This is a genomic window from Methylomicrobium lacus, from assembly GCF_041897535.1.
GTDB classification, from domain to species: Bacteria; Pseudomonadota; Gammaproteobacteria; order Methylococcales; family Methylomonadaceae; genus Methylomicrobium; species Methylomicrobium lacus_A.
In genome coordinates this window covers 17,180-40,722 of sequence record NZ_CP169218.1, presented here as the reverse complement: position 1 = coordinate 40,722, position 23,543 = coordinate 17,180, and the positions used below count along the sequence as shown (strand labels likewise).

The 23,543-nt window shown below is 48.0% G+C and carries 29 protein-coding genes; 24 read left to right on the top strand and 5 right to left on the bottom strand.

Features of this window, described 5'->3' with window-relative positions:
- The first annotated feature begins 96 nt into the window (after nt 1-96).
- From ACEPPP_RS19735 to ACEPPP_RS19635, 21 genes are all read left to right on the top strand, one after another.
- Nucleotides 97-459 carry a transcriptional regulator gene (locus ACEPPP_RS19735; protein WP_374090975.1) on the top strand — a complete coding sequence of 121 codons (363 nt, stop codon included), beginning with the start codon at nt 97-99 and terminating at the stop codon, nt 457-459.
- 257 nt (nt 460-716) lie between these two features.
- Nucleotides 717-1,685: a P-type conjugative transfer ATPase TrbB gene (trbB, locus tag ACEPPP_RS19730; protein WP_374090974.1), complete on the top strand. Its 969-nt coding sequence runs from the start codon at nt 717-719 to the stop codon at nt 1,683-1,685.
- Between the two features lie 11 nt (nt 1,686-1,696).
- Complete coding sequence (gene trbC, locus ACEPPP_RS19725; protein WP_374090973.1) at nt 1,697-2,104, top strand: conjugal transfer system pilin TrbC; 408 nt, start codon at nt 1,697-1,699, stop codon at nt 2,102-2,104.
- Between the two features lies 1 nt (nt 2,105).
- Complete coding sequence (locus tag ACEPPP_RS19720) at nt 2,106-2,417, top strand: conjugal transfer protein TrbD (protein WP_374090972.1); 312 nt, start codon at nt 2,106-2,108, stop codon at nt 2,415-2,417.
- The gene (locus ACEPPP_RS19715; RefSeq protein ID WP_374090971.1) at nt 2,414-4,951 is read left to right on the top strand and encodes a VirB4 family type IV secretion/conjugal transfer ATPase; all 2,538 of its coding nucleotides are present in this window, start codon (nt 2,414-2,416) and stop codon (nt 4,949-4,951) included. Before ACEPPP_RS19720 ends, ACEPPP_RS19715 begins: the two co-directional genes overlap by 4 nt.
- Nucleotides 4,948-5,688 carry a conjugal transfer protein TrbF gene (locus ACEPPP_RS19710; protein WP_374090970.1) on the top strand — a complete coding sequence of 247 codons (741 nt, stop codon included), beginning with the start codon at nt 4,948-4,950 and terminating at the stop codon, nt 5,686-5,688. Before ACEPPP_RS19715 ends, ACEPPP_RS19710 begins: the two co-directional genes overlap by 4 nt.
- A 17-nt stretch (nt 5,689-5,705) precedes the next feature.
- Nucleotides 5,706-6,605, top strand: coding sequence for a P-type conjugative transfer protein TrbG (gene trbG, locus ACEPPP_RS19705; RefSeq protein ID WP_374090969.1), 900 nt, complete (start codon nt 5,706-5,708; stop codon nt 6,603-6,605).
- Nucleotide 6,606: 1 nt separating this feature from the next.
- Nucleotides 6,607-7,056, top strand: a complete 450-nt coding sequence (locus ACEPPP_RS19700; protein WP_374091030.1) for a conjugal transfer protein TrbH — start codon at nt 6,607-6,609, stop codon at nt 7,054-7,056.
- Nucleotides 7,057-7,060: 4 nt separating this feature from the next.
- The gene (locus ACEPPP_RS19695; RefSeq protein ID WP_374091029.1) at nt 7,061-8,389 is read left to right on the top strand and encodes a TrbI/VirB10 family protein; all 1,329 of its coding nucleotides are present in this window, start codon (nt 7,061-7,063) and stop codon (nt 8,387-8,389) included.
- A 17-nt stretch (nt 8,390-8,406) separates the two neighbouring features.
- Complete coding sequence (trbJ, locus tag ACEPPP_RS19690) at nt 8,407-9,174, top strand: P-type conjugative transfer protein TrbJ (RefSeq protein WP_374091028.1); 768 nt, start codon at nt 8,407-8,409, stop codon at nt 9,172-9,174.
- Between the two features lie 11 nt (nt 9,175-9,185).
- Nucleotides 9,186-9,404: an entry exclusion lipoprotein TrbK gene (gene trbK / locus ACEPPP_RS19685; RefSeq protein WP_374091027.1), complete on the top strand. Its 219-nt coding sequence runs from the start codon at nt 9,186-9,188 to the stop codon at nt 9,402-9,404.
- Between the two features lie 6 nt (nt 9,405-9,410).
- Nucleotides 9,411-10,859: a P-type conjugative transfer protein TrbL gene (gene trbL / locus ACEPPP_RS19680; protein ID WP_374091026.1), complete on the top strand. Its 1,449-nt coding sequence runs from the start codon at nt 9,411-9,413 to the stop codon at nt 10,857-10,859.
- 3 nt (nt 10,860-10,862) lie between these two features.
- On the top strand, nt 10,863-11,462 hold the full coding sequence (locus tag ACEPPP_RS19675; RefSeq protein ID WP_374091032.1) for a transglycosylase SLT domain-containing protein: 600 nt from the start codon (nt 10,863-10,865) through the stop codon (nt 11,460-11,462).
- A gap of 663 nt (nt 11,463-12,125) precedes the next feature.
- Nucleotides 12,126-12,773, top strand: coding sequence for a thermonuclease family protein (locus ACEPPP_RS19670; RefSeq protein WP_374091025.1), 648 nt, complete (start codon nt 12,126-12,128; stop codon nt 12,771-12,773).
- A 303-nt stretch (nt 12,774-13,076) separates the two neighbouring features.
- Nucleotides 13,077-14,513 (top strand): hypothetical protein, encoded by a 1,437-nt coding sequence (locus tag ACEPPP_RS19665; protein WP_374091024.1) that lies wholly within the window; start codon nt 13,077-13,079, stop codon nt 14,511-14,513.
- Nucleotides 14,514-14,574: 61 nt separating this feature from the next.
- Nucleotides 14,575-15,354 (top strand): hypothetical protein, encoded by a 780-nt coding sequence (locus ACEPPP_RS19660; protein ID WP_374091023.1) that lies wholly within the window; start codon nt 14,575-14,577, stop codon nt 15,352-15,354.
- Nucleotides 15,344-16,777 (top strand): hypothetical protein, encoded by a 1,434-nt coding sequence (locus tag ACEPPP_RS19655; protein ID WP_374091022.1) that lies wholly within the window; start codon nt 15,344-15,346, stop codon nt 16,775-16,777. Before ACEPPP_RS19660 ends, ACEPPP_RS19655 begins: the two co-directional genes overlap by 11 nt.
- Nucleotides 16,777-17,730 carry a hypothetical protein gene (locus ACEPPP_RS19650; protein ID WP_374091021.1) on the top strand — a complete coding sequence of 318 codons (954 nt, stop codon included), beginning with the start codon at nt 16,777-16,779 and terminating at the stop codon, nt 17,728-17,730. Before ACEPPP_RS19655 ends, ACEPPP_RS19650 begins: the two co-directional genes overlap by 1 nt.
- Nucleotides 17,717-17,872 (top strand): hypothetical protein, encoded by a 156-nt coding sequence (locus ACEPPP_RS19645; RefSeq protein WP_374091020.1) that lies wholly within the window; start codon nt 17,717-17,719, stop codon nt 17,870-17,872. Before ACEPPP_RS19650 ends, ACEPPP_RS19645 begins: the two co-directional genes overlap by 14 nt.
- Nucleotides 17,873-18,562: 690 nt before the next feature.
- Entirely contained in the window at nt 18,563-19,144 is a 582-nt protein-coding gene (locus ACEPPP_RS19640) for a recombinase family protein (protein WP_374091019.1), read from the top strand.
- Nucleotides 19,138-19,413 carry a WGR domain-containing protein gene (locus ACEPPP_RS19635; protein WP_374091018.1) on the top strand — a complete coding sequence of 92 codons (276 nt, stop codon included), beginning with the start codon at nt 19,138-19,140 and terminating at the stop codon, nt 19,411-19,413. Before ACEPPP_RS19640 ends, ACEPPP_RS19635 begins: the two co-directional genes overlap by 7 nt.
- Before the next feature lie 109 nt (nt 19,414-19,522).
- On the opposite strand, the gene ACEPPP_RS19630 is transcribed toward ACEPPP_RS19635, so the two are convergent.
- Genes ACEPPP_RS19630 through ACEPPP_RS19620 form a run of 3 tightly spaced genes read right to left on the bottom strand, consistent with a single transcriptional unit; the run spans nt 19,523 to nt 20,374 of the window.
- On the bottom strand, nt 19,523-19,738 hold the full coding sequence (locus ACEPPP_RS19630) for a GDCCVxC domain-containing (seleno)protein (protein WP_374091017.1): 216 nt from the start codon (nt 19,736-19,738) through the stop codon (nt 19,523-19,525).
- A complete protein-coding gene (merP, locus tag ACEPPP_RS19625) occupies nt 19,735-20,025 on the bottom strand; it encodes a mercury resistance system periplasmic binding protein MerP (protein WP_374091016.1) in 291 nt (96 codons plus the stop codon). Before merP ends, ACEPPP_RS19630 begins: the two co-directional genes overlap by 4 nt.
- Nucleotides 20,026-20,035: 10 nt before the next feature.
- A complete protein-coding gene (locus ACEPPP_RS19620) occupies nt 20,036-20,374 on the bottom strand; it encodes a mercuric transporter MerT family protein (RefSeq protein WP_374091015.1) in 339 nt (112 codons plus the stop codon).
- A gap of 64 nt (nt 20,375-20,438) precedes the next feature.
- Here ACEPPP_RS19620 and merR point away from each other — a divergent pair, with 64 nt between their 5' ends.
- Complete coding sequence (gene merR, locus ACEPPP_RS19615; protein WP_374091014.1) at nt 20,439-20,843, top strand: Hg(II)-responsive transcriptional regulator; 405 nt, start codon at nt 20,439-20,441, stop codon at nt 20,841-20,843.
- Between the two features lie 109 nt (nt 20,844-20,952).
- Nucleotides 20,953-21,498: a recombinase family protein gene (locus ACEPPP_RS19610; RefSeq protein WP_374091013.1), complete on the top strand. Its 546-nt coding sequence runs from the start codon at nt 20,953-20,955 to the stop codon at nt 21,496-21,498.
- Between the two features lie 11 nt (nt 21,499-21,509).
- Here the strand turns inward: ACEPPP_RS19610 and ACEPPP_RS19605 are convergent, their stop codons facing one another.
- Together ACEPPP_RS19605 and ACEPPP_RS19600 are read right to left on the bottom strand one after the other, a co-directional pair.
- The gene (locus tag ACEPPP_RS19605; RefSeq protein ID WP_374091012.1) at nt 21,510-22,025 is read right to left on the bottom strand and encodes a GNAT family N-acetyltransferase; all 516 of its coding nucleotides are present in this window, start codon (nt 22,023-22,025) and stop codon (nt 21,510-21,512) included.
- Nucleotides 22,018-22,329 (bottom strand): DUF1778 domain-containing protein, encoded by a 312-nt coding sequence (locus ACEPPP_RS19600; RefSeq protein ID WP_374091031.1) that lies wholly within the window; start codon nt 22,327-22,329, stop codon nt 22,018-22,020. Before ACEPPP_RS19600 ends, ACEPPP_RS19605 begins: the two co-directional genes overlap by 8 nt.
- A gap of 154 nt (nt 22,330-22,483) precedes the next feature.
- Here ACEPPP_RS19600 and ACEPPP_RS19595 point away from each other — a divergent pair, with 154 nt between their 5' ends.
- A complete protein-coding gene (locus ACEPPP_RS19595; protein WP_374091011.1) occupies nt 22,484-23,398 on the top strand; it encodes a hypothetical protein in 915 nt (304 codons plus the stop codon).
- Nucleotides 23,399-23,543: the final 145 nt, after the last annotated feature.

Sequence of the window (23,543 nt, the reverse complement as noted above, 5' to 3'; positions counted from 1 at the left end):
ACAAATCTCTTTTAATAAGTTTAGCTAAACTAACATTCAGAGTCAATAACATTTTAGCGGCTAAAAAGCTGTTTCATCAAACAAGGTAAGACGTCAGTGTACAACTATATATTCTTTACAAATATTCTGCGCATCTTGGATGAGCGTGGAATGACGAAAAAAGAATTGCATGAAATATCGGGAGTGTCGAACTCGTTTCTTTCCGATTTAACAACAGGGAACGGGAATCCCTCGTTAAAGGTGATGGAGTCTATTGCGGAGGCATTAGATGTACCTCTTCCATTATTACTTGAGTCAACAGACTTAAGTAAAGAAGACTTAGACGAACTTGCTGGAGGAAAAGCGAGGAGTAGTCTGCCGCCCGGATATGAAAGGGTATCGGTTATTCTTCCAGAACACAAAGCATTTATTGTCAGGAAGTGGGGGGAGGAAACAAGGGAAAAACTAAGACAATCTTAGTCAGAACTAAGGAACTCTTAACCATAAGAAGAGAAAATAGCAGGATCTTGGTCAATCTACAAAATATAACTGAAACTACTTTTTAGCCGCTAAAAGCCCTCCAGGTCGATCGGGGTTAGTTACCTCTGAGCCCTCCAGTATATTCCACGTTGCCATTCTGATTAGCACCAAAAGATGATGCAATATAAACTATTGCATTGTTTTTCGTTTCGTTATATCGTATTATTCCGGGAACAGGGACAATATAAGAATCCGAAATGACCAATAATAACGAAAAGTTCGATAGCGCAAGTGTCAAAGAACGGGCCAAACGCAAGCTAGAACGCGATATGGGAGCAGATCTATTGGCGGCTTTGCATGATCCGAAGACCGTCGAAGTCATGCTTAATGCCGATGGCAGGCTGTGGCAAGAGCGTCTTGGTGAGCCGATGAAGTGTATAGGCTCGATGCGCATAGCTCAGGCGCAAGCAATCATCGAAACCATTGCCGGTTATCACGGCAAAGAAGTTACCCGCCAAAAACCCATTCTGGAAGGGGAATTGCCACTAGACGGTTCGCGCTTCGCCGGACAGCTTCCGCCGATTGTACCGGCACCGACCTTTGCTATCCGCAAGAAGGCGGTAGCCATCTTCACCCTGGATCAATACGTCGAGCGCGGAATCATGACGGATCACCAGAGGCAGGTGTTAATTGAATCTGTTGCTGCGCATCGAAACATCCTTGTAATCGGCGGGACCGGATCGGGCAAGACAACACTGGTAAATGCAATCATCAATCAGATGGTTATTAATAACCCAACCGAGCGAGTTTTTATTATCGAAGACACCGGTGAAATCCAATGCGCCGCTGAAAACTACGTGCAGTACCACACGTCGCTCGAAGTCACGATGACCATGCTTCTGAAGACCACATTGCGCATGCGCCCAGACAGAATCTTGGTCGGGGAAGTACGCGGCCCGGAAGCTCTCGATTTATTAATGGCCTGGAACACCGGGCACGAAGGAGGTGCGGCAACCCTGCATGCAAATAACGCCAAAGCAGGGCTTGATCGTCTTGCCATGCTTATCAGCATGCACCCGGATTCCCCCAAACCCATTGAGCCGCTTATTGGCGAGGCGGTTCATGTTGTTGTTCATATCGCCAGATTCCAGGAGGGCCGGCGTATTCAGGAAATCCTTGAGGTTACCGGATTTCATGCTGGCCAATACATTACAAAAACCCTATAGGAGAAAAATCTATGCAAAAACCATCATTCGATAACAATCGTAGCACCTACCTTTACATGGGGATAATCGCTCTATTAGCGATCGCCATATTGGCTCCGACATCGGCCTTCGCTTCCGAAGGAACCGGCGGCTCGCTTCCCTATGAAAGTTGGTTGACCAACCTGCGCAACTCTGTCAGCGGTCCGGTGGCGTTTACGTTATCCATTATCGGCATCGTGGTTGCCGGCGGGGTTTTGATATTTGGCGGCGAACTCAACGGCTTTTTTAGAACATTGATATTTATCGTATTGGTCATGGCGTTGCTGGTCGGAGCACAAAACATGATGGGTACATTCTTTGGCCGTGGTGCAGAAATCGCCTATCTGACTGATCAGATCCAGGTGGCCAGCACTTCAGTCTCCAACGGAAAGGCTGCATAACATGGCTCTACGCACCATTTCCATACGAAGGGCTGGCAATAGAGACAACCTGTTCATGGGCGGTGATCGTGAAATGGTGATGTTCTCGGGTTTAGTTGCGGGAGCGCTCATATTTAGTGCTCAGGAGCTGAGGGCTACTATATTCGGCATTATTCTTTGGATCAGCGCGCTGTTCTTGTTTCGTCTAATGGCAAAGAGCGATCCAAAGATGCGTTACGTTTACCTGCGGAGCCGACGTTATAAAAAGTATTACGCCCCACGCAGCACGCCATTTCGCGACAACACTGAAAATCAATGGAGACAATACAAATGATCCAGGCATTAACAATTGTGATTGCTGGACTTGGCGCCGTCCTATTGCTCATTTTGTTTTCTCGTATCCGGGCTGTCGATGCAGAGCTGAAACTCAAAAAGCATCGTTCAAAAGATGCTGGACTGGCCGACTTGCTCATCTATGCCGCTGTTGTTGATAACGGCGTTATCGTGGGTAAAAACGGCTCTTTCATGGCTGCCTGGCTCTACAAAGGGGATGACAACGCAAGTAGCACCGATGAACAACGTGAAATGGTCTCATATCGCATCAACCAGGCCCTAGTTGGCCTGGGTAATGGCTGGATGGTGCATGTAGATGCTATACGCCGGCCAGCGCCTTCCTACTCGGAGCAGGGCTGGTCGCATTTCCATGATCCAGTCTCTGCCGCTATAGACGAAGAGCGCCGCCGACTTTTTCAGCGCATGGGGGCGATGTACGAAGGTTATTTCGTTTTAACTCTGACATGGTTTCCGCCTGTCTTGGCACAGCGTAAATTCGTTGAACTCATGTTTGATGACAATACAGAAACGCCGGATCATAAAGCTCGCACGATGAGCCTTATTGGCCAATTCAAGCGCGAAATATCAAATATTGAAAGTCGTCTTTCATCGGCGGTAAAGTTGACTCGCTTGCTTGGCCAGAAGGTTACAACAGAAGGCGGAGCGGAAATCACTCACGACGAATTTCTAAGTTGGCTTCAGTTTTGCATAACGGGGCAACACCATCCCGTACAACTGCCCAGCAATCCGATGTACCTGGATGCTGTAATCGGCGGACAAGAACTGCGCACAGGAGTCGTACCTAAGATCGGCCGCAACCTCATTCAAGTTGTCGCCATCGAGGGATTTCCCTTGGAGTCAACACCTGGAATCCTGACCGCTCTTGGTGAACTGCCGTGCGAATACCGTTGGTCGTCGCGCTTTATCTTCATGGATCAGCACGAGGCTGTGAAACACCTGGACAAGTTCCGCAAAAAATGGCGACAGAAGGTCCGCGGTTTCTTTGATCAAGTATTCAATACGAACACCGGACCGGTCGATCAGGACGCGGTTTCAATGGTGGCAGACGCAGAATCGGCCATCGCCGAAGTGAATAGCGGTATCGTAGCCCAAGGCTATTACACAAGCGTTGTAGTCCTTATGGACGAAGACAGATCTCGCATTGAGACGTCCGCACGCCAGGTAGAAAGAGCTATCAACCGGCTCGGTTTTGCGGCTCGTATCGAAACTATCAACACGATGGATGCCTATCTGGGTAGCCTTCCAGGTCACGGTGTCGAAAATGTCCGAAGGCCGCTTATCAATACGATGAACCTTGCCGATCTGCTACCGACCTCCACGATATGGACGGGCAGCGCAAGCGCTCCGTGCCCAATGTACCCGCCGCTGTCGCCTGCGCTCATGCACTGCGTAACCCACGGCGCAACACCGTTCAGACTGAATCTGCATGTGCGCGACCTCGGACATACATTCATGTTTGGGCCGACTGGGGCAGGCAAATCGACCCACTTGGGCATTATCGCGGCCCAACTCAGACGCTATGCTGGCATGTCGATCTATGTTTTTGACAAGGGTATGTCTATTTATCCACTTACCAAGGGCTTAGGTGGGTTGCATTTTTCGGTTGCATCGGATGATGACAGCTTGGCTTTCTGCCCGTTGCAGTTCCTCGAAACTAAAGGGGACCGCGCTTGGGCAATGGAATGGATCGACACTATCCTGGCGTTGAACGGTTTGATCACTACGCCGTCGCAGCGCAATGAAATTGGCAATGCGATTATGAGTATGCATGCCTCCGGTGCCAGTACGTTCTCTGAGTTCTCTGTGACAATCCAAGACTCGGCGATCCGAGAAACGCTCAGACAATATACGGTAGACGGCCCGATGGGCCATTTATTAGACGCGGAAAAAGACGGCTTATTACTCTCAGACTTCACAGCGTTCGAGATCGAGGAGCTGATGAACCTCGGCGAGAAGTACGCTCTCCCGGTTCTACTGTACCTGTTCCGTCGCATTGAGCGGTCACTGCATGGTCAGCCGGCTGTCATTATTCTCGATGAGGCCTGGTTGATGCTCGGACATCCCGCATTTCGCGCCAAAATAAGAGAATGGCTCAAAGTGATGCGGAAGGCGAACTGCCTAGTTCTCATGGCGACGCAGAGTCTATCGGATGCAGTCAATTCAGGCATCCTTGACGTTATCGTCGAATCGACCGCGACCAAGATATTTTTGCCGAATGTATATGCTCGTGACGAGGACACGGCGGTGCTCTATCGCCGAATGGGACTCAACGCACGGCAGATTGAAATCCTGGCAACAGCTATTCCAAAGCAACAGTATTACTACGTTTCCGAGAACGGGCGCCGACTCTATGATCTCGCCCTAGGCCCTCTTGCCTTGTCCTTTGTCGGCGCGTCAGACAAAGAATCCGTTGCGGCGATCAAGAACCTGGAGGCCAAACATGGAAATGAGTGGGTCCATGTTTGGCTTGCCGGGCGTGGCCTGAAACTTAATGACTACCTGGAGCCAAGATGAACATGTTCAAAAAACAATCAGTGGGCCATCAGAATATTGATAAGCCTGTGATTGCCAAGATCGGAATCGAAATCGAAAACCCGTACTTAACTGCCAGACGCACATGGAATGAGCATGTCGGTTCTGTCGTCTCGTCGCGGCAGACTTGGCAGGTGGTAGGCATCCTGTCGCTGTTGATCGCCCTCGCCAGCGTAGGCGGTGTAATCCATATCGGCAGTCAATCAAAGTACATTCCCTACGTGATCGAAGTGGATAAGCTAGGCCAAACCATCGCCGTCGGACCGGTACAAGCCGCCGGCCGAGCAGATCAGCGCGTCGTTCACGCTTCGGTATCGGAATTTGTCAGCGATGCCCGGTACGTAACGCCTGACGTAGCTTTGCAGCGCAAAGCCGTCTTCCGGGTGTATGCACATCTGTCTCCAAATGATCCGGCCACGGCCAAGATGAACGAGTGGTTAAACGGCGCCGCAGATTCTAGCCCATTCAAGCGGGCGACGAAGGAAATGGTAAGTGTCGAGATCAAATCTGTGCTCCCTCAGACACCGGATACTTGGCAAGTCGAATGGACTGAAACCACGCGTGACCGTCAAGGCGTCATGAAAGGCCAACCGGTTAACATGCGGGCATTAGTCAACGTATATACCATCGAAACAACATCTCAGACCACTGACGAGCAATTACGCAATAACCCGCTAGGGATCTATGTGCGTGATTTTTCCTGGTCAATCATCCCATGAATTAATGAGACTTTCCCATGCGCAACAAAACTATCATTCAAATCTTGGCTCTCGTTATGGCGGTATCGGAATCTATCCAAGCAGCTCCTGGCGATGACATAGCCGACAAGTACTTTTCGAAAAATAATCCGCGGTTAACCGCGCAAGAAAAAGCCGCAATTGCCATCGCTAAGCGATGGGAAGCGGGGACCGCTAATGCTATAAAGCCAGTGGCCGGCTCCAATGGAGCAATCAATTTCCTTTTTGGGGCACAGCAGCCCAGTATCGTTTGTGCAGTCCTGCAAGTTTGCGATGTAAGCCTTCAGGCAGGGGAGCAGGTCAACTCGATCAATCTGGGTGACACGGCCCGCTGGACAGTGGAGCCTGCCATCACGGGGAGTGGATCAACGGAAACTCAGCATCTCATCATCAAACCTATGGATGTTGGACTGGAAACCAGTCTAGTCGTAACTACAAACCGTCGTACCTATCATTTCAAGTTGCGTTCGCACCGTACCGAGTACATGCCCCAGGTGGCATTCACCTATCCCGAAGATGCCCTTGCGAAGTGGGATGATATTCGCACTCGCGAATCACAAGAGCACGAGCAAAAAACCATCCCTCAGACCGGCGAGTACCTCGGGGATCTGTTTTTTGATTACGACATTGAGGGCATTGCATCCTGGAAGCCGGTCAGAGTCTTTAATGATGGGCGTAAGACGATACTGCAAATGCCGAGGGAGATGGAGCAAACCGAAGCGCCGACATTGCTGGTGATTCGCAATGAGGGCGGCTTATTTTCAGATGATGAAACCGTTATGGTCAATTACCGCGTCCAGAACGATCGCTATATCGTCGATACCGTTTTTGACAAAGCCATTCTGATCGCGGGTGTCGGCGGCAATCAAGATCGTGTGGCCATTACTCGGAGGAAATAACATGATCAAGCTTACTCTCGCGGCAGTAGCCTCTCTTGCCTTGGTGGGGTGCGCCATGACCTCACAGTATGGAAACTATTTGCCATCCGCAACCATAGAGCAGCAAAGCTGGTTCGCTAGCGAAGCGGTGAAGCAGCTTGCCAGGCGATGGCCGCCGGCAAAAACTCGGCTCGAACTGAAGCAAGCCACGCCAGATGCCTTCGGTATTGCGCTGGTTAAGGGATTGCGCGAAAGCGGATATGCCATTGTAGAGTTCAGCCCTAACCAAATCGAAGGTCCCTCTACAACAGAGGCCAACACACTACCGTTGGGTTATGCGCTCGATCAAATAGGGAGCGACGACGCCAATATATACCGCCTCACTCTGTTAGTTGGAACTGAATCTCTAACCCGCCCGTACATTGAACAAAATGGTTCTGTAATTCCGGGCTACTGGACGCACAAGGAGTAAGGCCATGATAGAGATTGATCACATGGACCCTGATTCATCGCCAGGCGCGGGAGTACGGCGAGTCAACAATTTACCCATGTATATCATGGGTGGGGTGTTGATGTCATTTCTTGTCATTATGGGCTTGGTAGCGGCGGACCGCGCTGCCAAGCAAAATGAAAAGGAAGAACAACACCTGAACAATGGCAGCACATCGATGTTCGCTAAAGAAATTGCTGGCGACCAGACGAGCGGACTGATCGCGCCATTGATACCTCCAGCCGAACCCGAACCGTCTCCCATACTCATTGCACGACCGGAAAACTTGGACGCGCCGCCGAGGCCACCATCTGATCCCGTGCCACATGACGATGAAGCAGATCGCATACGCATGGCAAAACTGCAAATGTTTCAAGAAGCAGTGAAAGCAAAGACCGGCGTACAAATCACAGCCCCGCGTAGCGCCGGGTCGTCGCCAAGCACTACCGCACCCAAAAATCGTGAGGAAATGTTAGCCAGATTGGCGGCGGCACGGCAGGAAATCGAAGCAAATAGGCACCAGGACCCGACAGCCTCTTATCAAGCACGTCTGTCCCAAATTCGCTATATGGGTCTTGAAGGTGGGACGTCCGCGGACTCGTCTGCCCCGTCACTATTACAGCCATCGACAGCTGACGGTAGCGGTAAAGATTACACAAAATTCTCGGGAGGCGATGGGGATCGTTGGAAACTCGAATCAAAGCCCGAAGCGCCGCGCACGCCGTATGAGCTGCGGGCTGGTTTTGTTGTTCCTGCAACCCTAATCTCCGGTATTAATTCCGACCTTCCTGGCCAAATCATGGCGCAAGTTGCTCAGAGTGTGTATGACACCCCGACAGGAAAACATCTATTGATTCCTCAAGGGTCCCGCCTAGTAGGCGCATATTCTAGCGACGTCTCCTATGGCCAAGCTCGCGTCCTGGTAGCGTGGCAACGCATTGTTTTTCCGGACGGTAAGGCGATGGATATTGGTGCAATGCCGGGGGCTGATAGTGCAGGGTACGCTGGTTTCAATGACCAAGAAAACCATCATTATGTTCGGCTTTTTGGATCAGCATTGCTCATGTCTGCCGTCACCGCAGGCGCCGCGTACAGTCAACGGCAAGACCAAACAACGACCTTATACGGTGCGCCTAACGCCAACAGTGCATTAAGCCAGGCATTGGGGCAACAGCTCGGTCAAGTGACTGCGCAACTGATAGCAAAGAACTTGAATGTTGCCCCAACTCTGGAAATCCGGCCTGGGTACCGATTCAACGTGATTGTCACCAAAGACATGACATTTTCAAAACCGTATAGGTCATTCGATTATTAACGCCAAGGAGAAGAACCATGACACAGAAAATTTTAGCCGCTAAAAAATCGGGCATTGTTGTCCTCATTGCAGGTACGTTGTCGATGCCGGCATATTCCTCAGGATTTCCCGTCTATGACGGAGCCAACTGGACGAGTAATTTTATGACATCTTTTGAAAGCCATTTACAGACGCTGAAACAAATAGATGAATACAGAGTGCAAATAGATCAGTATATGGACCAGCTACAAAATTCGTTGGCTCCAGCGAGCTATGTGTGGGATCAGGCGCAGACCACCATCAATGGACTGATGAATGCGGTCGATACTCTGAACAATTACAAAGCCGAGCTAGGCAGCATTGACAACTATTTAAGCGAGTTCCAGGACGTTGCTTATTATCGACAATCACCGTGCTTCTCGTCGGCCGGCTGTTCTGATGCGGAACGGACCGCAATGGAGCAAAATCGTACCCTGGCGTCAGAGTCCCAGAAAAAAGCCAACGACGCCCTTTTTCGTGGTTTAGACAAGCAACAAGACGCCCTTCGATCGGATGCTAAAACGCTTGAAAGATTGCAATCGTCCGCACAAAGCGCGACAGGGCGCTTGGAAGCGCTGCAATATGCAAATCAATTTGCCAGCCAGCAAGCCAACCAACTCTTACAGATTCGTGGACTTATGATGGCTCAACAGAATGCAATGGCCACACGGATGCAGTCGGAAGCGGATCGCGAAGCTCAGGAAGCGGCCTCGGCCGAGAAACTGCGCAAGGGCAGCTATCGCTCCAGTCAAGCACGTTCTTGGTAAGGAGAGAATAAATGAAGCCAAATAATCTTTTTCTTTTAGTCGTTCTGTCAGCTTTGGCCAGCGCATGTTCTAAGGATATTTCGACACAGGACATGCCAGAGGTTAACGATGAAAACTGCAAGCCAGAGACCATAAAAAAAATCAACGATAAAGGCACCCAGCAAGAATTCGCATCGAAATGTCTACATCGCTCAGGCGGATTTCAGCCTAGCAAAAAACGCGAATGGTAGGACAACATGAGAATGCCGCCTAATTCAAAAACCGCTTACATGCCGATCATCCTATGCCTGGCACTCTTTTCTATGGACGTACAAGCGGCCATAGATAATGCCGGCATTATGGACAATGTCCTGGATCGTTATTCAGCAGCAGCGTCAAGTTGGGCCGGGGTCGTCACTTCCGCCGCAACGTGGCTTTTCTGGACGCTTGTGATCATTTCAATGGTATGGACATTCGGCATGATGGCACTCAGAAAGGCCGACATTGGGGAATTCTTCGCTGAGTTTTTTCGCTTCACGGTCTTTACGGGTTTTTTTTGGTGGCTTCTCATCAATGGGCCTAATTTTGCCTCTTCGATTTATACGTCGCTGCGACAAATAGCTGGAAATGCTACTGGTCTCGGTAACACACTGTCGCCATCCGGCATTGTCGATGTGGGATTCGCCATCTTCGACAAGGTGATGGATCAGTCAACTCTCTGGTCGCCAGTGGATAGCATGACTGGCATCTTGATGGCGGTGGCTATTCTGGTCATTCTGGCCTTGGTCGGCGTGAACATGCTCCTTCTCCTGACGTCCGGGTGGGTTCTTGCTTACGGTGGCGTGTTCTTTTTAGGATTCGGTGGATCCAGGTGGACAACGGATATGGCGATCAATTACTACAAGACCGTCCTCGGCATAGCTGCACAGCTTATGGCGATGGTGCTCTTGGTAGGCATCGGCAAAACTTTCCTCGATGATTATTACACGCGCATGAGCGAGGGGATCAGCCTCAAGGAAATGGGCGTGATGATGATCGTAACGATCGTATTATTAGCCTTGGTCAATAAGATTCCGCCACTTCTCGCTGGCATCATCACCGGCGCTAGCGTCGGCGGTGCCAGCATCGGCAACTACGGAGCGGGGGCTGCGTTAGGAGCTACCAGCATGGCCTGGTCAGCAACCCAAATGGCCGGCAGCGGAATCATGGCGGGCGGAGCCTCGGCCGCTGGAGGCGCACAGGCTCTTATGGCTGCCGTCTCGAAGGCCAACGATAATGTGGCAAATGGCACTGACATTCTTTCGAACTTCGGCCGACCATCAGATGGAGGTAGTTCGTCCGGCGGCAGCACAAATTACGCACAAGCTGCTGGTTTCACCAATGCAGGTTCATCCGAATCAAGCATGTTGACATCAGCCGCCAAGGTCGCCGGTATAGTCGGCCGGATCACGGCTGACGCAACGGCTAACTTGGCTCAAGGTGCCACTGAAGTCGCCAAGGAAAAGGCGACCAGCATCAAAGAAGCGGGAATGGATCGCATTGCCGATACCACAGGCGGAAAAATCGCTGCCGCCATTAAAGGGCAGGGCAGTGTCGCCCCAACATTTGACGGAAATACCCTAGCCTCAGCAAAATCTGGCGACGTCGACGAAGAGTCGGAAGTCGCGGCCTTCCGCGACCGTGATAATAATCGCGTTAACCTATAGGGAATTCTGATGTTCATTGACCTTCCTCCACAAATGCAAGAGCGCGTTGTCTGTTCGATCTCGGCCGCCGTAAAGTACGAAGTTCCTGCCAACATTATGTTGGCAGTGGCTGAGAAAGAAGCGGGCAAACCGGGGAAGTGGGTGCGCAATACTAACGGCACCCATGACGTAGGCCCGATGCAGTTCAACACATCGTACCTGCGCGATCTGACCCGGTACGGAATCACGGCAAACGATGTAGCGGCAGCCGGCTGCTACTCGTTCGATCTGGCCGCTTGGCGATTGCGTATGCATATTCGCAACGATAAGGGCGACCTGTGGACGAAATCCGCCAACTACCACTCGCGCACACCGCGATACAACTCCGTATACCGCGCCGATCTGATACGCAAGGCGTCGAAGTGGGCCGAGTGGCTGGAAGCCCGTTTTGTGACGTTGGACGTCACAAAAGAAGGCGCTACGGTCTCGATGCCAATCCAGCCGACCAAGGTTCAAGAAGTCGCGCACCAGGTATCGGCTACGCCGGCGACGATTCAATCTACCCCCGTCTCCAGTTATGTACCTCGGCAAATTATCTTCAACAACCCGACCAACACTGAGTAACGGAGGGGCAGGGAGCCCTGTTTTTCTAAATCGATTGACAGCCGGTCTAAGCCACGATTTTCAGTGGCTGGAGTTTGGGTGGTCAATTTTTGGTCAATTTGACTTAACTCCAGAGAGGGCAGAGAGTTAGGATAAATTGTGACGAATTAACGACAGGGTTATCCACAGATTTTGTGGATAGATTTGCCGAATGCTTTTCTTTATCCTGCTCATTTTCTAGTCACTCACCTGGCTCCATAAATCGGCCGTTTTTGAGGGGCTGCAACTGGAAAAAACGACCCAAACCGGCCAGCCACTCACTCCCAAAGTCATATTATTGATAGGCCGATCTCTATTCGAAAGAGGACGCAAGTTAATTATTCCTTCTATTCACCCCAAACCCAATTACGACTATAAACTTTCAATCAGGACAGACTAACACTACAATTTTATCCGAAATTGAAAATTCATAACGGAGATCGTACACGATGCCTTAGACACGGAGGAAACAGCCTGAAAGCCGATTTTTCTGACGAGAAAACTGTTTTTTTCTAACTCGCCCGGGTTGCAAAACATCAAAACTGTATCAAGGTCGGTTCGTATCTCAAGCATTTTCAGGAAAAGAGAGTAATACTTTAAAACCACAACGCCGAAAACCATTAAAGTTACAAGGAGAGTCCCCGCATGCACCCCGTTGCTTTCATCGCGTTGTTGATCCTGTTCATGCCAATCATTGCGATTGCTGAACACCTACAAGGTCGCGTGATCGCGGTGCATGATGGCGATACGTTCACGGTGCTGACGATAGACCACCAACAAAACAAAATCCGCATGGCCGAAATTGATGCCCCTGAATCTCGGCAACCTTATGGAAATAAGGCGAAACAGGAGTTATCCAATTTAATCTTCGGAAAAACGGTGACGGTTGAGATCGAGGACAAGGACCGCTATGGTCGCCTTGTCGGACGGGTCTTTGCTGACAATCAAGATGTAAACACACAAATGATCGAGCGCGGCGCAGCGTGGGTCTATCTGAAATACCTCAAAGATACATCTCTCATCCCTTTGCAAACCAAGGCGCAGCAAGCCAAACGCGGTCTCTGGAAACTGCCGGAGGATCAACGCATTCCGCCATGGGAGTGGCGACACCCCACGCCATCCACTTTAACGGAAACCGCCCAACCCCATAGACAAAGCTTAATCTGCGGCACCAAACAAATATGTCGGCAGATGACCAGTTGCGATGAAGCCCGCTTCTACCTCAACACCTGTGGCCTTTCCAGTCTAGATGGCAACCATGATGGCATTCCGTGCGCAAGTTTGTGCCGTTAAGTCGAAGGGATTACTTTGGCGAAGGACGGAAGACTAGCAACCAATCCGTTAGTCCCAAACCAAGAAATCGGCTATAATCAAATTTTTATGTTGTAAAAATTCCGAAGCATCTCGCAGTAAGTACCCATGCATATTTATCCACCAATATTGTGCATTGTAACACGTTGATTTTGTTTAATTATTTTTCAATACGCTCTGAAAAAATACCGAATTAATTTTGCATGGGTACTTATTAGCGGCAAATGAAACAAATAATTATGGTGAATACTATATGGTGAAAAATAAGGAAGTAAATATATTGGTATGAATATGCTCGAAAAACTTAAAGACCTAATAGTATCATCCGATCAGATTCAACTCGCTGGAATTAGCCAATTTCTTCCTCTAAATATCGATAAGATAAAAAAGGATCTTAGGCTTGATGAAAAAGCAAAAGAAAATGGCAGCAAACAACTTCCAAGCTCGGGTAGCGACGACTTTGATGAGGTCGAGAGTGCCATCATCAATTTTATCGAGGCTGAGAGAGCCAGATGCCTGAATGAGTTTAATGCCAATTTGGCAACCTACAATCAGAGACTGGCTAACCTGAACATTGAAGCCCGTTTAACGCAGGTTACTCTTGCTGCAAGGGAAGCCATCGGTGATTTTAATGAACAGATTCATCAGGGACAAGATGACCTGACAATTTCACGCGATGATGTGAAAGAGCATGCAGCCCAATTCAAAAACTTTAGGCTCGAAAATAGCCTTACCCGTCCTGCTCATTATCCACAATCAAAACTATTATACTCAGGCATCATAGCCCTTTTATTTTTAGCCGAATGTCTATTTAACGCATTTTTTCTGGCTGTTGGCAATGAGTTTGGCTTATTGGGAGGTGTGGGAGAGGCGTTTATTATTTCTCTTGTAAATATCGGATTGGCATTGTTTTTTGGCCAAAAAATTATGCCACTTATCTGGCACAATAAGATCGGACGCAAGCTCATTGGTAGTGCATTGATTTTGCTCTTCTTCGCTGGAAATTTTGTATTTAATCTCTTCGTCGCCCATTATCGCGATGCCCTTGCGAGTGCAATGTCAGATCAAGCGGCAGTATTGGCTGTTTCGTCTTTCGTGGCAGACTTTTTTAATATCGCTGACTTTAAGTCATGGATGATGGTTGGCGTTGGTTGTTTTTTTGCCCTTATTGCTTTGCTCGATGGTTTTGGAATGGATGACCCTTATCCCAAATATGGGCATTGGGATCGTCTGCGTCGGAGAGCCTATGAAACCTATGCGGATAAAAAAGCCACCTTATTAGAGGATTTAAGGCAAACCAGAGATAATGCCTCTACTAGTCTAGCGCAACTCAAAGATGACCTTGTTAAGAGAAGGCAAGAACACGACTCAATCATTGCCAACCGAACAAATTTACTTGTGAACTTTGAGACGCACCAAAACTACCTTGAGAGTTGTGGTCGCGAACTGATCACCTTTTATCGTGCAAGGAACCGAGAAACACGCAATACACCTTCACCCAAACATTTTGATCGAGCGTGGCATCTTGAAAGAAAACACTCACCTGTTCTCCCTCCGACATCTCTTTCTAATGAGCGTCTGAATGACGTAATGATTGAAGCCAACGCAACGATACAATCTGCTATCAAGGATGTTATGGACGCTTTTGATCAAGCCATAACTATGATTGAACAAATTAACGCAATTCTGAGCTCAAAAGCGACCGACGATGTCCCGACGTAACTATCATTCCCGTAACCGCAAAGACGTGAGAGATCGGAAAGCGGATTATTGGGGCATCCTCATGCTCATTATTGTAGCGCTGTTTTTTATCACGGCAGGCGCAGGATCTTATTTCTATTCAAAGGCAAACTCCCCTGAAATTGATAAAAATACGTTCTGCCCAAAATCTGGAGCAGAAAGTGTTACCGCGTTATTGATTGATGCAACTGATAGCCTTTCCGTTCAGCAAAAACAGGCTTTTATATTTGCGTTTCAGAGTTTAAGGGACGCTATCCCGTTACATGGACGCCTAGACCTTTATTTTATTCACAGCACTCAGTCTAGCCTTCTAAAACCTGTGGCTTCTCTCTGTAACCCGGGGCATGGAGATGCAATCAGTCCGCTTATTGGTAATCCTCGCCATGTTGAGCAGATGTGGCAGGATGGGTTCGGACAACCTCTTGAGCGTGAAATATCTCAGCTCCTTGATGCATCGCCAGAAAATGAGTCTCCGATTATGGAGAGCATTCAGTCGGTTGTGCTGACAAGCCTATCTGAACCATCTCTTCGAGATAAAACTAAAAAGCTCATTATTGTTTCCGACCTTATGCAACATACATCCGACCTCTCCCTCTATCGAGGGGCGCTACCAACGGAAAACTTCTTCCAAAACAAATCGTTTGAGCGAATGAAAAGCGATTTGCGGGATATAGATATTAGTGTTTGGATGCTTGTGCGGGACAACGCGCTAAATCGCTCAAAGCTTGCTGAACTTTGGCAACGGATATTTGCAGAACAAGGGGCTCAAAATGCCTATTTTTGTGTCTTAGTTGAAAGCAACGGGTGTCAAAATGACAGATAAGAGACGTGCGCCGAGGTTGAATCCTGTGCGGAGCTTTTTTGATAAATACATGTTTGGTCTTGTGTTTATCATTGGGACTATCGGCATTATAACCTTAAAAATTTATCAATTTCAGCAATTGTATGTAACAGCTTTTCCCATTGTTCTAATGCTGGCCTACGCAGCTATGTTGGCCAAAGTTCGAGAGCGTCGGCTAAGCGAAGACCAATCAGGCGATAATCTTTATTATCTAGGTTTTCTTTACACCTTGGTCAGCCTTTCCTATGCCCTTTACAATTTTTCTTCGGCTTCAGAGGAATTTCCTGCGACAGCAAACATTGATTCCATTATTAATAGTTTTGGGATAGCCCTTGCTACAACTATTTTTGGGCTAATGCTGCGTATTTTGTTTAATCAAATGCGCCATGACATTGTTGATATTGAAGCGGAAGCCAGGATGGAATTGGCGAATGCAGCTACGCGACTACGAACAGAACTCGATCAGATCACTTTGGATATGAATCATTTTGGCCGTGCGACAAAGCAATCTATCTCAGAAGGATTACAAGCAGTTTCCCAAGAAGCCTCCGAAGCCATGAGCCAAAGTGCTGAAAAGTTCGGGACGGTTGCTGAAATGCTTGGCACTCGAATTAACAAAACACTCGACAACTTTACGCTAAATATTGAGCAACTCAACACTACGTCCAGTGGAATGGTAACCGCTATAGAGCACCTCCTTAAACGTGTTGAGAGTATTGAGGCACCGGCAGATCTGATTACGACAAAAATTGCTCCAGCTATGGATGCGATCAAAGAAGCAGGAGAAGCAATTAATAAGAGGGCAAGTGGCGATGGAAAGGTACTTGCAAGACTTACAAAGACTATTGATAATGCGTTAGCAAGCTCCAGTGTTCTTGAACAGAATGTGTCTGCATTGAATGCTGTTGCTGTTCAAGCTCAAGAAAACATGATGACGCTTAACAAGTCTGCTGAACTTGGCAATGGTATTTTCATGTCTATAACTCAAACAGTTGCAGAAGCTCAGAAGCTCAATAAAGAGCAAGCCCAAGCTCTTAATGAGATCAAACAATCACTAAGCGGTACATCGACCGCTTTATCTTCCCTGATTGGTTCATGGCAATCGGAGGTTGATGCGGCCATGGCTGTCATCACTCAGAAGGGATCAGACGTCCAAAAAACCATCGGGCAATCCATTGATGAGATTAAAGGACAGGAGATACGCACTATTCAGGAACTGGCGGCTTCAGCGGAAACAATCCTTGAGACAGTTCGAAAGCATTCAGGAGAATTAGAAAAAGAACTCGAGAAATCACGTAAATCCACATTTCAAGTTCATGCTGGCTTGAACGAAATGATTGACGAAATTACAGCGCGCCTCCAATTGGAATCCGTGGCAGAACAATCTCAAAAAATTAAATCCTAATGCAGCACACCAATTCACGACAGGATCGCTCCTATCGTCGCGGGCTTATTCTTGGCTTCACGATGGCCGAGATCATGATTTTGATTTTGTTTGCGATCTTGATGGCTCTTGGTGCAACCATCTTTTCTAAAGAAGAGCGTATAAAAGCACTTGTTCAGGTTTCCGGGGCGCATTCTGTTGATACAGCCCGTTTAATTCAAGAAATCAGGCGGGCATTCCCTAATGCACAAACCATTGATGAACAATTTAAAGAGATCAGGATGGCTATCCAAAACTCAAAGGAATTGGATGTGGTCAAGCGTGAGCTTGAGAAACTTCGTGCCGAGCTTGAAAGTTATAAAGAACTAAAAAAACTTTTAGAAAATGCCAAGAATTCACCTCAAACCTCTGCTGCAGAACTAGCCCAAGATGCAATCCTTGGTAAAGAGATGAAGGAGTTTGCCAAAAATCAAACCCCTCCAATTGCACCTGGCGATGTCAAGTCTGCTCTAAAGGCATTAAATGAATCAACAGATTTGATTAGCCAGAAACGCACCCTTGAAAAGGAAAATGAGACCCTGAAAGGCCAGATCCTCAATCTTACTCAAAGGCTAGGAGGACGAGGAACCGAATATCCGCCGTGTTGGGTCGCTTCAAATGGCAAGCCAGATTACATATTTGATGTGGCATTAAAGTCAAATGGATACATTATACGTGATCGCAAACTCCCCCATCGTCAAGAAGAGCAATCTCTGCTGCCTATTCAGCAGATAACATTTGATAGTGAGATTTCGCCACGTGCTTTTTCTATACAGACCGAGGATTTATTAAACTGGAGCAAAGATCACAATTGTCGTTTTTTTGTTCGCATTTACGACCAGACAGGCCAACAGGAAAAAGACAACTATAAGCTCAAAGAGAGGATTCTCCAACAAAGCTTTTATAGTTATGAGGTTTTAAATGAGCGCTTCTGAGGAAGAAATTGCAAAAAAAATTAAAGTCATGAAGGACTTAGCCTCTAGGCGTATTGATGACATCCTAAAAGCCCGCAACGTCAAGCAGAATGACGGCGAAATTTCGCTTATTAATTCCATAATTCGCTGGTTCAAAAAATAGCAGATAAGCGGAAAAACATAAAATCGATTCACTTCCGAAAATGACAGCTGCTGTCATTTTCAGAAGTCGTTTGCACCATTTTATTGGCTTAGAACCGTGTTGTGCAGAGGACTATTGAGCAATCACAAATCAGTAGTCCTCTGCACAGTGCTGGTTTATGCTTAAAACTCCTCTGCACAAAAATGAGGTTTAGGCATGGAATTAGATACATTTTCTGTCGTTGAATAGGGGTTACTTCATCATAGCACTGCCGAATGAGGTCATTTTAAGTCGTGCACACGACTTTTGACATTTTGTGCAATCGACTTCTGAAAATGACAAAAATTGTCATTTTCAGAAGTCGTTTGCACCATTTTATTGGCTTAGAACCGTGTTGTGCAGAGGACTATTGAGCAATCACAAATCAGTAGTCCTCTGCACAGTGCTGGTTTATGCTTAAAACTCCTCTGCACAAAAATGAGGTTTAGGCATGGAATTAGATACATTTTCTGTCGTTGAATAGGGGTTACTTCATCATAGCACTGCCGAATGAGGTCATTTTAAGTCGTGCACACGACTTTTGACATTTTGTGCAATCGACTTCTGAAAATGACAAAAATCTGGTTTTCCGCTATCCCGTAATTTCCTAAAACTGTCTCTTGAAACCTATCTCCGAATAATTCATACTACAGATGAGTTTTCGGAGACTTTATGTTTGTCGGTTATGTCCGCGTTTCCACGCATGACCAGAATCCCAATCTGCAGTTGGATGCGCTCAGAACGGCCGGCTGTAAAAAGATATTTATGGAGAAATCCTCGGGGGCGCAACGCGATCGGCCAGAGCTGTGGGCAGCGCTGGACTCTCTCAGGGCAGGGGATAGTCTGGTGGTATGGAAACTGGACCGCTTGGCACGCTCGCTGAAACAACTGATTGAAACGGTGGAGTTACTGGAGAGCCGCGGTATTGGGCTATGCTCTTTGACTGAAGCGATCGACACCACGACCGCCGGCGGGAAATTGATCTTTCATGTGTTCGGTGCTTTGGCTGAATTTGAACGCTCTATCATCCGCGAACGCACGAAAGCCGGTCTGGATGCGGCCCGGGCTCATGGCAAAAAAGGAGGTCGTCCATCGGCCTTGGCCGCCAAAGACATTGCGGCAGCTAAGGCCATGCTGTCCGATCCTGATATGACGATGGAAGACGTCGCCAAACGTCTCCAGGTAGCACCTTCCACTCTATACCGGCATCTGCCGGGGGGCAGGGGAGCGATTCAGGAGACCGAGCCATGCTGACACCGGTCGCTTATCTTGAAGCGCGAGATCCCGCTCGCAATATTCACCGCGCCTATTCACTGGCCTATGGGCAGGACCTCTTCGGGAACTGGATCGTGGAAATCACTTACGGACGGATCGGCGGCAAAGGACGCACCCTGGTGACTATCGTCGACAATGAAGATGAAGCGCTCAAGTATGTGCAAAAATCCCTCAAACGCCGGCAATCCGCCCCGAAGCGCATCGGGGTAGGCTATGAAGTTCGCGCGACATTCGATCTTGGTCAGTAGCAGACTTTTGAAATAGTCACGCAAAGGCGAATTAGATTGACGGAAAGCCGGCGATTGTCCGAAAAATTAGGATTTTTCGGACAACTAGCCAGATAACCGTTGTTTTTTCCTATCCGGCGCAACAGGATTTATGTTGCTGGATCGGCGGACATTTGACCGACCCATAGGAGCAAAACACGCAGCAATCCCCTTGCTTGGGTTTCAGCAAAGCCCCGCACGCCTTGCAATCATAGAAAAACTGGCAGGCATCGGTCGGCATGATCTCTTTTTCGGCATGACCGCAGTGCGGACACGTAATGGTCGATTCGAGAATCACAGTACTCATTTTTTATCTGCCTTGACCGAAGACGGATACCCCGCGTTTTTTGTGGCTTCGGTTAATTGATCTGTTGTTGCTGTTGCATCGTCGAATTCGACCGTCGCGGTTTTACTCGCATAAGCGACAATCACTTGCTGGACGCCGGAAACGTGTTCGAGCGCTTTCTTGACCGTGATCGGACAGACGGCGCAGGTCATGTTCTGGACATCGAGCGTGACTGTGCGCGATGCGGCCAGAGCCGCACCGGATGTAACGGCAAACGCAAAAAATAATAGAAGGATTTTGGTTTTCATCGGATTTTCCTCAATAAAACAACGGGGCGAACCACGGAAATGCCAGCAGCCCTAATAAAGGGATCGTCACCCCCCAAAAGATGAAACGCTGCTTGCGAATGACTTCTTCATCGGCGCAGGGTTTTCCGACTTCGCACAAAGGCGCTGCAAGATAGAGCTTGTGAAATGATAAGCCGATAAAAAGCACGGCTAACCCTAGAAAAATTGGGCGCAACGGCTCGAAGGCGGTTAGCGTCGCCACCCAAGCGCCGCCAATGCCGAGGCTTAACAACACTAAAGGAGCGACGCAACACAGGCTTGCGCCGATTCCGGCGAGAACGCTCGCGATCAGGGTTTGTTTGGAATTCATGACGATACCTCTTGACTGTCAATGCGCTTAAAATAACATCCGTACTTAAGTACGGAGCAAGACCATGACACAGAAATTTTTTTCGATTGGCGAACTGGCAAAAGAGGCTGGGGTTAACGTCGAAACGATCCGATTTTATCAGCGCCGCCATTTGCTAAGACAACCCGTAAAGCCATTCAACGGCATCCGGCATTACACGGAGCGCGACGCCCAGCGGATACGGTTTATCAAGCAAGGGCAGAAACTCGGATTTACGCTCGATGAGGTTGCAGAATTGTTGAGTCTGGAAGATGGACGGCATTGCCGAGAAGCTAAAGAAATCGCCCAGAGAAAACTGGTTTCGATACACGAGCGCATCGAAGGACTCAGGGTAATGGAAGCAGCCCTATCCGATTTGGTCGAGGGCTGCGCGAGCAATTCTGATTCCGTTTCATGTCCGATTATCCTTGCCCTTCTGAAAACTGTATGAACACGAGATAAAACAACATTGTCCGAAAAATTTGGATTTTTCGGACAATTGTTTGCCTCCATAAAATCAAAGGTTTGCATGTCCGATAAATCTGTCCGAAAATAAGCGCATGAAAATAGGCTATGCGCGAGTCTCGACCGATGACCAGAATCCCGATTTGCAACTCGACGCTCTGAAAAAAGCAGGGTGCCAAAAAATCTATGTCGATAAAGCGAGCGGGGCAAAGCGGCAACGTCCTGAATTGAATAAATGCCTCGCCGCGCTCGATGCCGATGATGTCTTGATCGTGTGGAAGCTCGACCGGCTCGGGCGGTCGCTGCATGATCTCATCGGCTTCCTTGACGATCTGAAAGAGCGCAAGATTCAGTTTCAATCCCTGACCGAATCCATCGACACAAAAACCCCGACCGGTCGGGCGATGTGGCAGATGATCGGGATACTGGCGGAACTGGAACGCTCTTTAATTCAGGAACGCACTAAGGCGGGCAGGGCGGCAGCACAAGCGCGGGGGGTGAAGATGGGACGGAAACCCAAATTGACACCGCAACAAGTCAAACACGCGAAAAAACTGATAGAGGAGGGGGAAAGCCCCGCGCATGTGGCGAAGCTGCTCAACGTGGCACGATCGACGCTTTATCTAAGTTTGCGGGAGTGATGCGGATTGCATCAAGCATCAAACAAAGAAAAAGCCTTGGCAAATTGCGCCAGAGGCACAACCAGGGTGCGCTCTTGCGCATTCAAGTCCAAAAAGCCGTGATGACGATAGAAAGCGATAGCGGCGTCATCTTTGGCGTCCACAATGACGGCGTAGGCGGCAATATCGGCGCGTATAGAACGATAAATGGCATTGATAAGCAGGGTGCTTCCCAGCCCTTGCCCCTGAAACTTTATATCGATCGCAAGCCTTCCGATCCTAACCGCCGGTACAGAAGGATAGCGGGGTAAATTCTTTTTGAAACGATCCGGTAATTGCGTGACGGAAATTTGCGCGGCGGACAGCGTATAAAAACCGGCAACTTGATTGGAAGCATTGCAAACCGCGACATAGCAAGCGGTTATCCGGCGGCGAATATCCTGAGAAACTTGGCGTTCAAAATAATGGTCGAGCGGATCTCTCCCGCATGAAAAACCGGAGCGGTCATGCTGTCCGAGAGGCTCGATCGTAAATGGAAGTTCACTCAAAAGACCCTACCAGTTTCTTATGGGCTTCCATTGCTCGTTCCATTGCCGGCGCTAAAGGTGCGGGATTTATCAGCGCTTCGGCGAAACGGATTTGATCTTCCTGAGATAAATTAATTACCTCGGTTTGTTCAATGGTTTGTATCGCGGCATCGCGGGCTGCCGATACGACAAAATCGGATAATGTCCGCCCCTGAAGTTCAGCGGCTCGCTTTATCAGGGCATGAATATCGGGCGTAATTCGTGCCTCCAGTCGAGCATTTTTGTTTGCGGTATCGTTTCTCATAAGAATAACCTCTCCTTCTATATTGCGGCAATTTGCCGTACATTGTCAAGAGACTTAAAAGGGAGAGTTTTAAAGAAGGAGCTCTTGATATGCAGGTGATAGGATTTTCACTTGTAAAAAATCATTCATTCACTTACAATCATAATGAGTGAATGATGTTTTAGGGGGAGGCAAAATGACTGTGTTTAGTGATTTACTTGATAGCTTTTCGGGAAGCTTTGACGACAAAACATACCCATTAGAGGTTTACTTTCATCTTCTTGATAGAGTAAGAAATTCTAGATCACCCATTGAATTAGGTGAAGCTCTTTCAAGCCTGCTGGCATGGAAAGACGGTAAAGTTAGACTGAGCGAAGCAGGTACCGAGCTTATCAATGTGAGCGGTAAGCGTTACTCTGTTGAGCGACCAAAACCAAATACATTAGGGCCACGGCACGAAGGAATCTTGAAATCGCAGGAATTCTTTGCGTGGGCAAAAAACGTCATCACCATTAGTTATTTCGATCCTAGTTTGATTAATGTTTTAACAGCAGGACGATTTAACTTATGGTCATCAGTCGTTATCCCTGCGTTTTTATTGCATTGCTTACGGCCAGAATTATTTCCAATTATTGATCGATGGGTTTTCTTGAGCTATCTGTTTGTACACAACAAGCAAAACAAAAATTTAAAGCCAACAATTGAAGACTATCACAACTATCAAAAATGGTGGCAGAAAGTTGTTGTTGAGTATTATCCAACTGAAGCCAACATAACTCCACAGCAACTAAAAGCGGTAGATTCATCTCTTTGGGCATTAGGAAAATGCATTTATTCCTTAGGAAAAATGGATGAAATGCCTTCAGAAATAAGTGACTTAGAAGAATCTCTACCTATAGATAAATTCTCCACTCCCTCAGCAAAAGCAACTGTTGGTACCGAATCAGATGTTTTTAAAAGAAGAGCAGTGGAATTATCGAGATCAATGACACAGCTCAATGCTATTAAACAAGCAGCATTAGAACTAGGCATCGATTTGTCTTCTACTCCTTCATACGTAAAGTATCCTGGCTCGCACTTTGATCGTTGGCGCAAACAAGGATTTTTTTAACCTTATAAGGAGAAACACAAAATTAGGAAAAAATTGTACGTTAACGTTCAAAATATAGGGTGTTGCCGGTATTGTAGTCTCGCACTCCTGGAGTTTGTTAACCGAAAAAGATTGGCCGAAAAAAACCGATCCGTTGCTGACAATC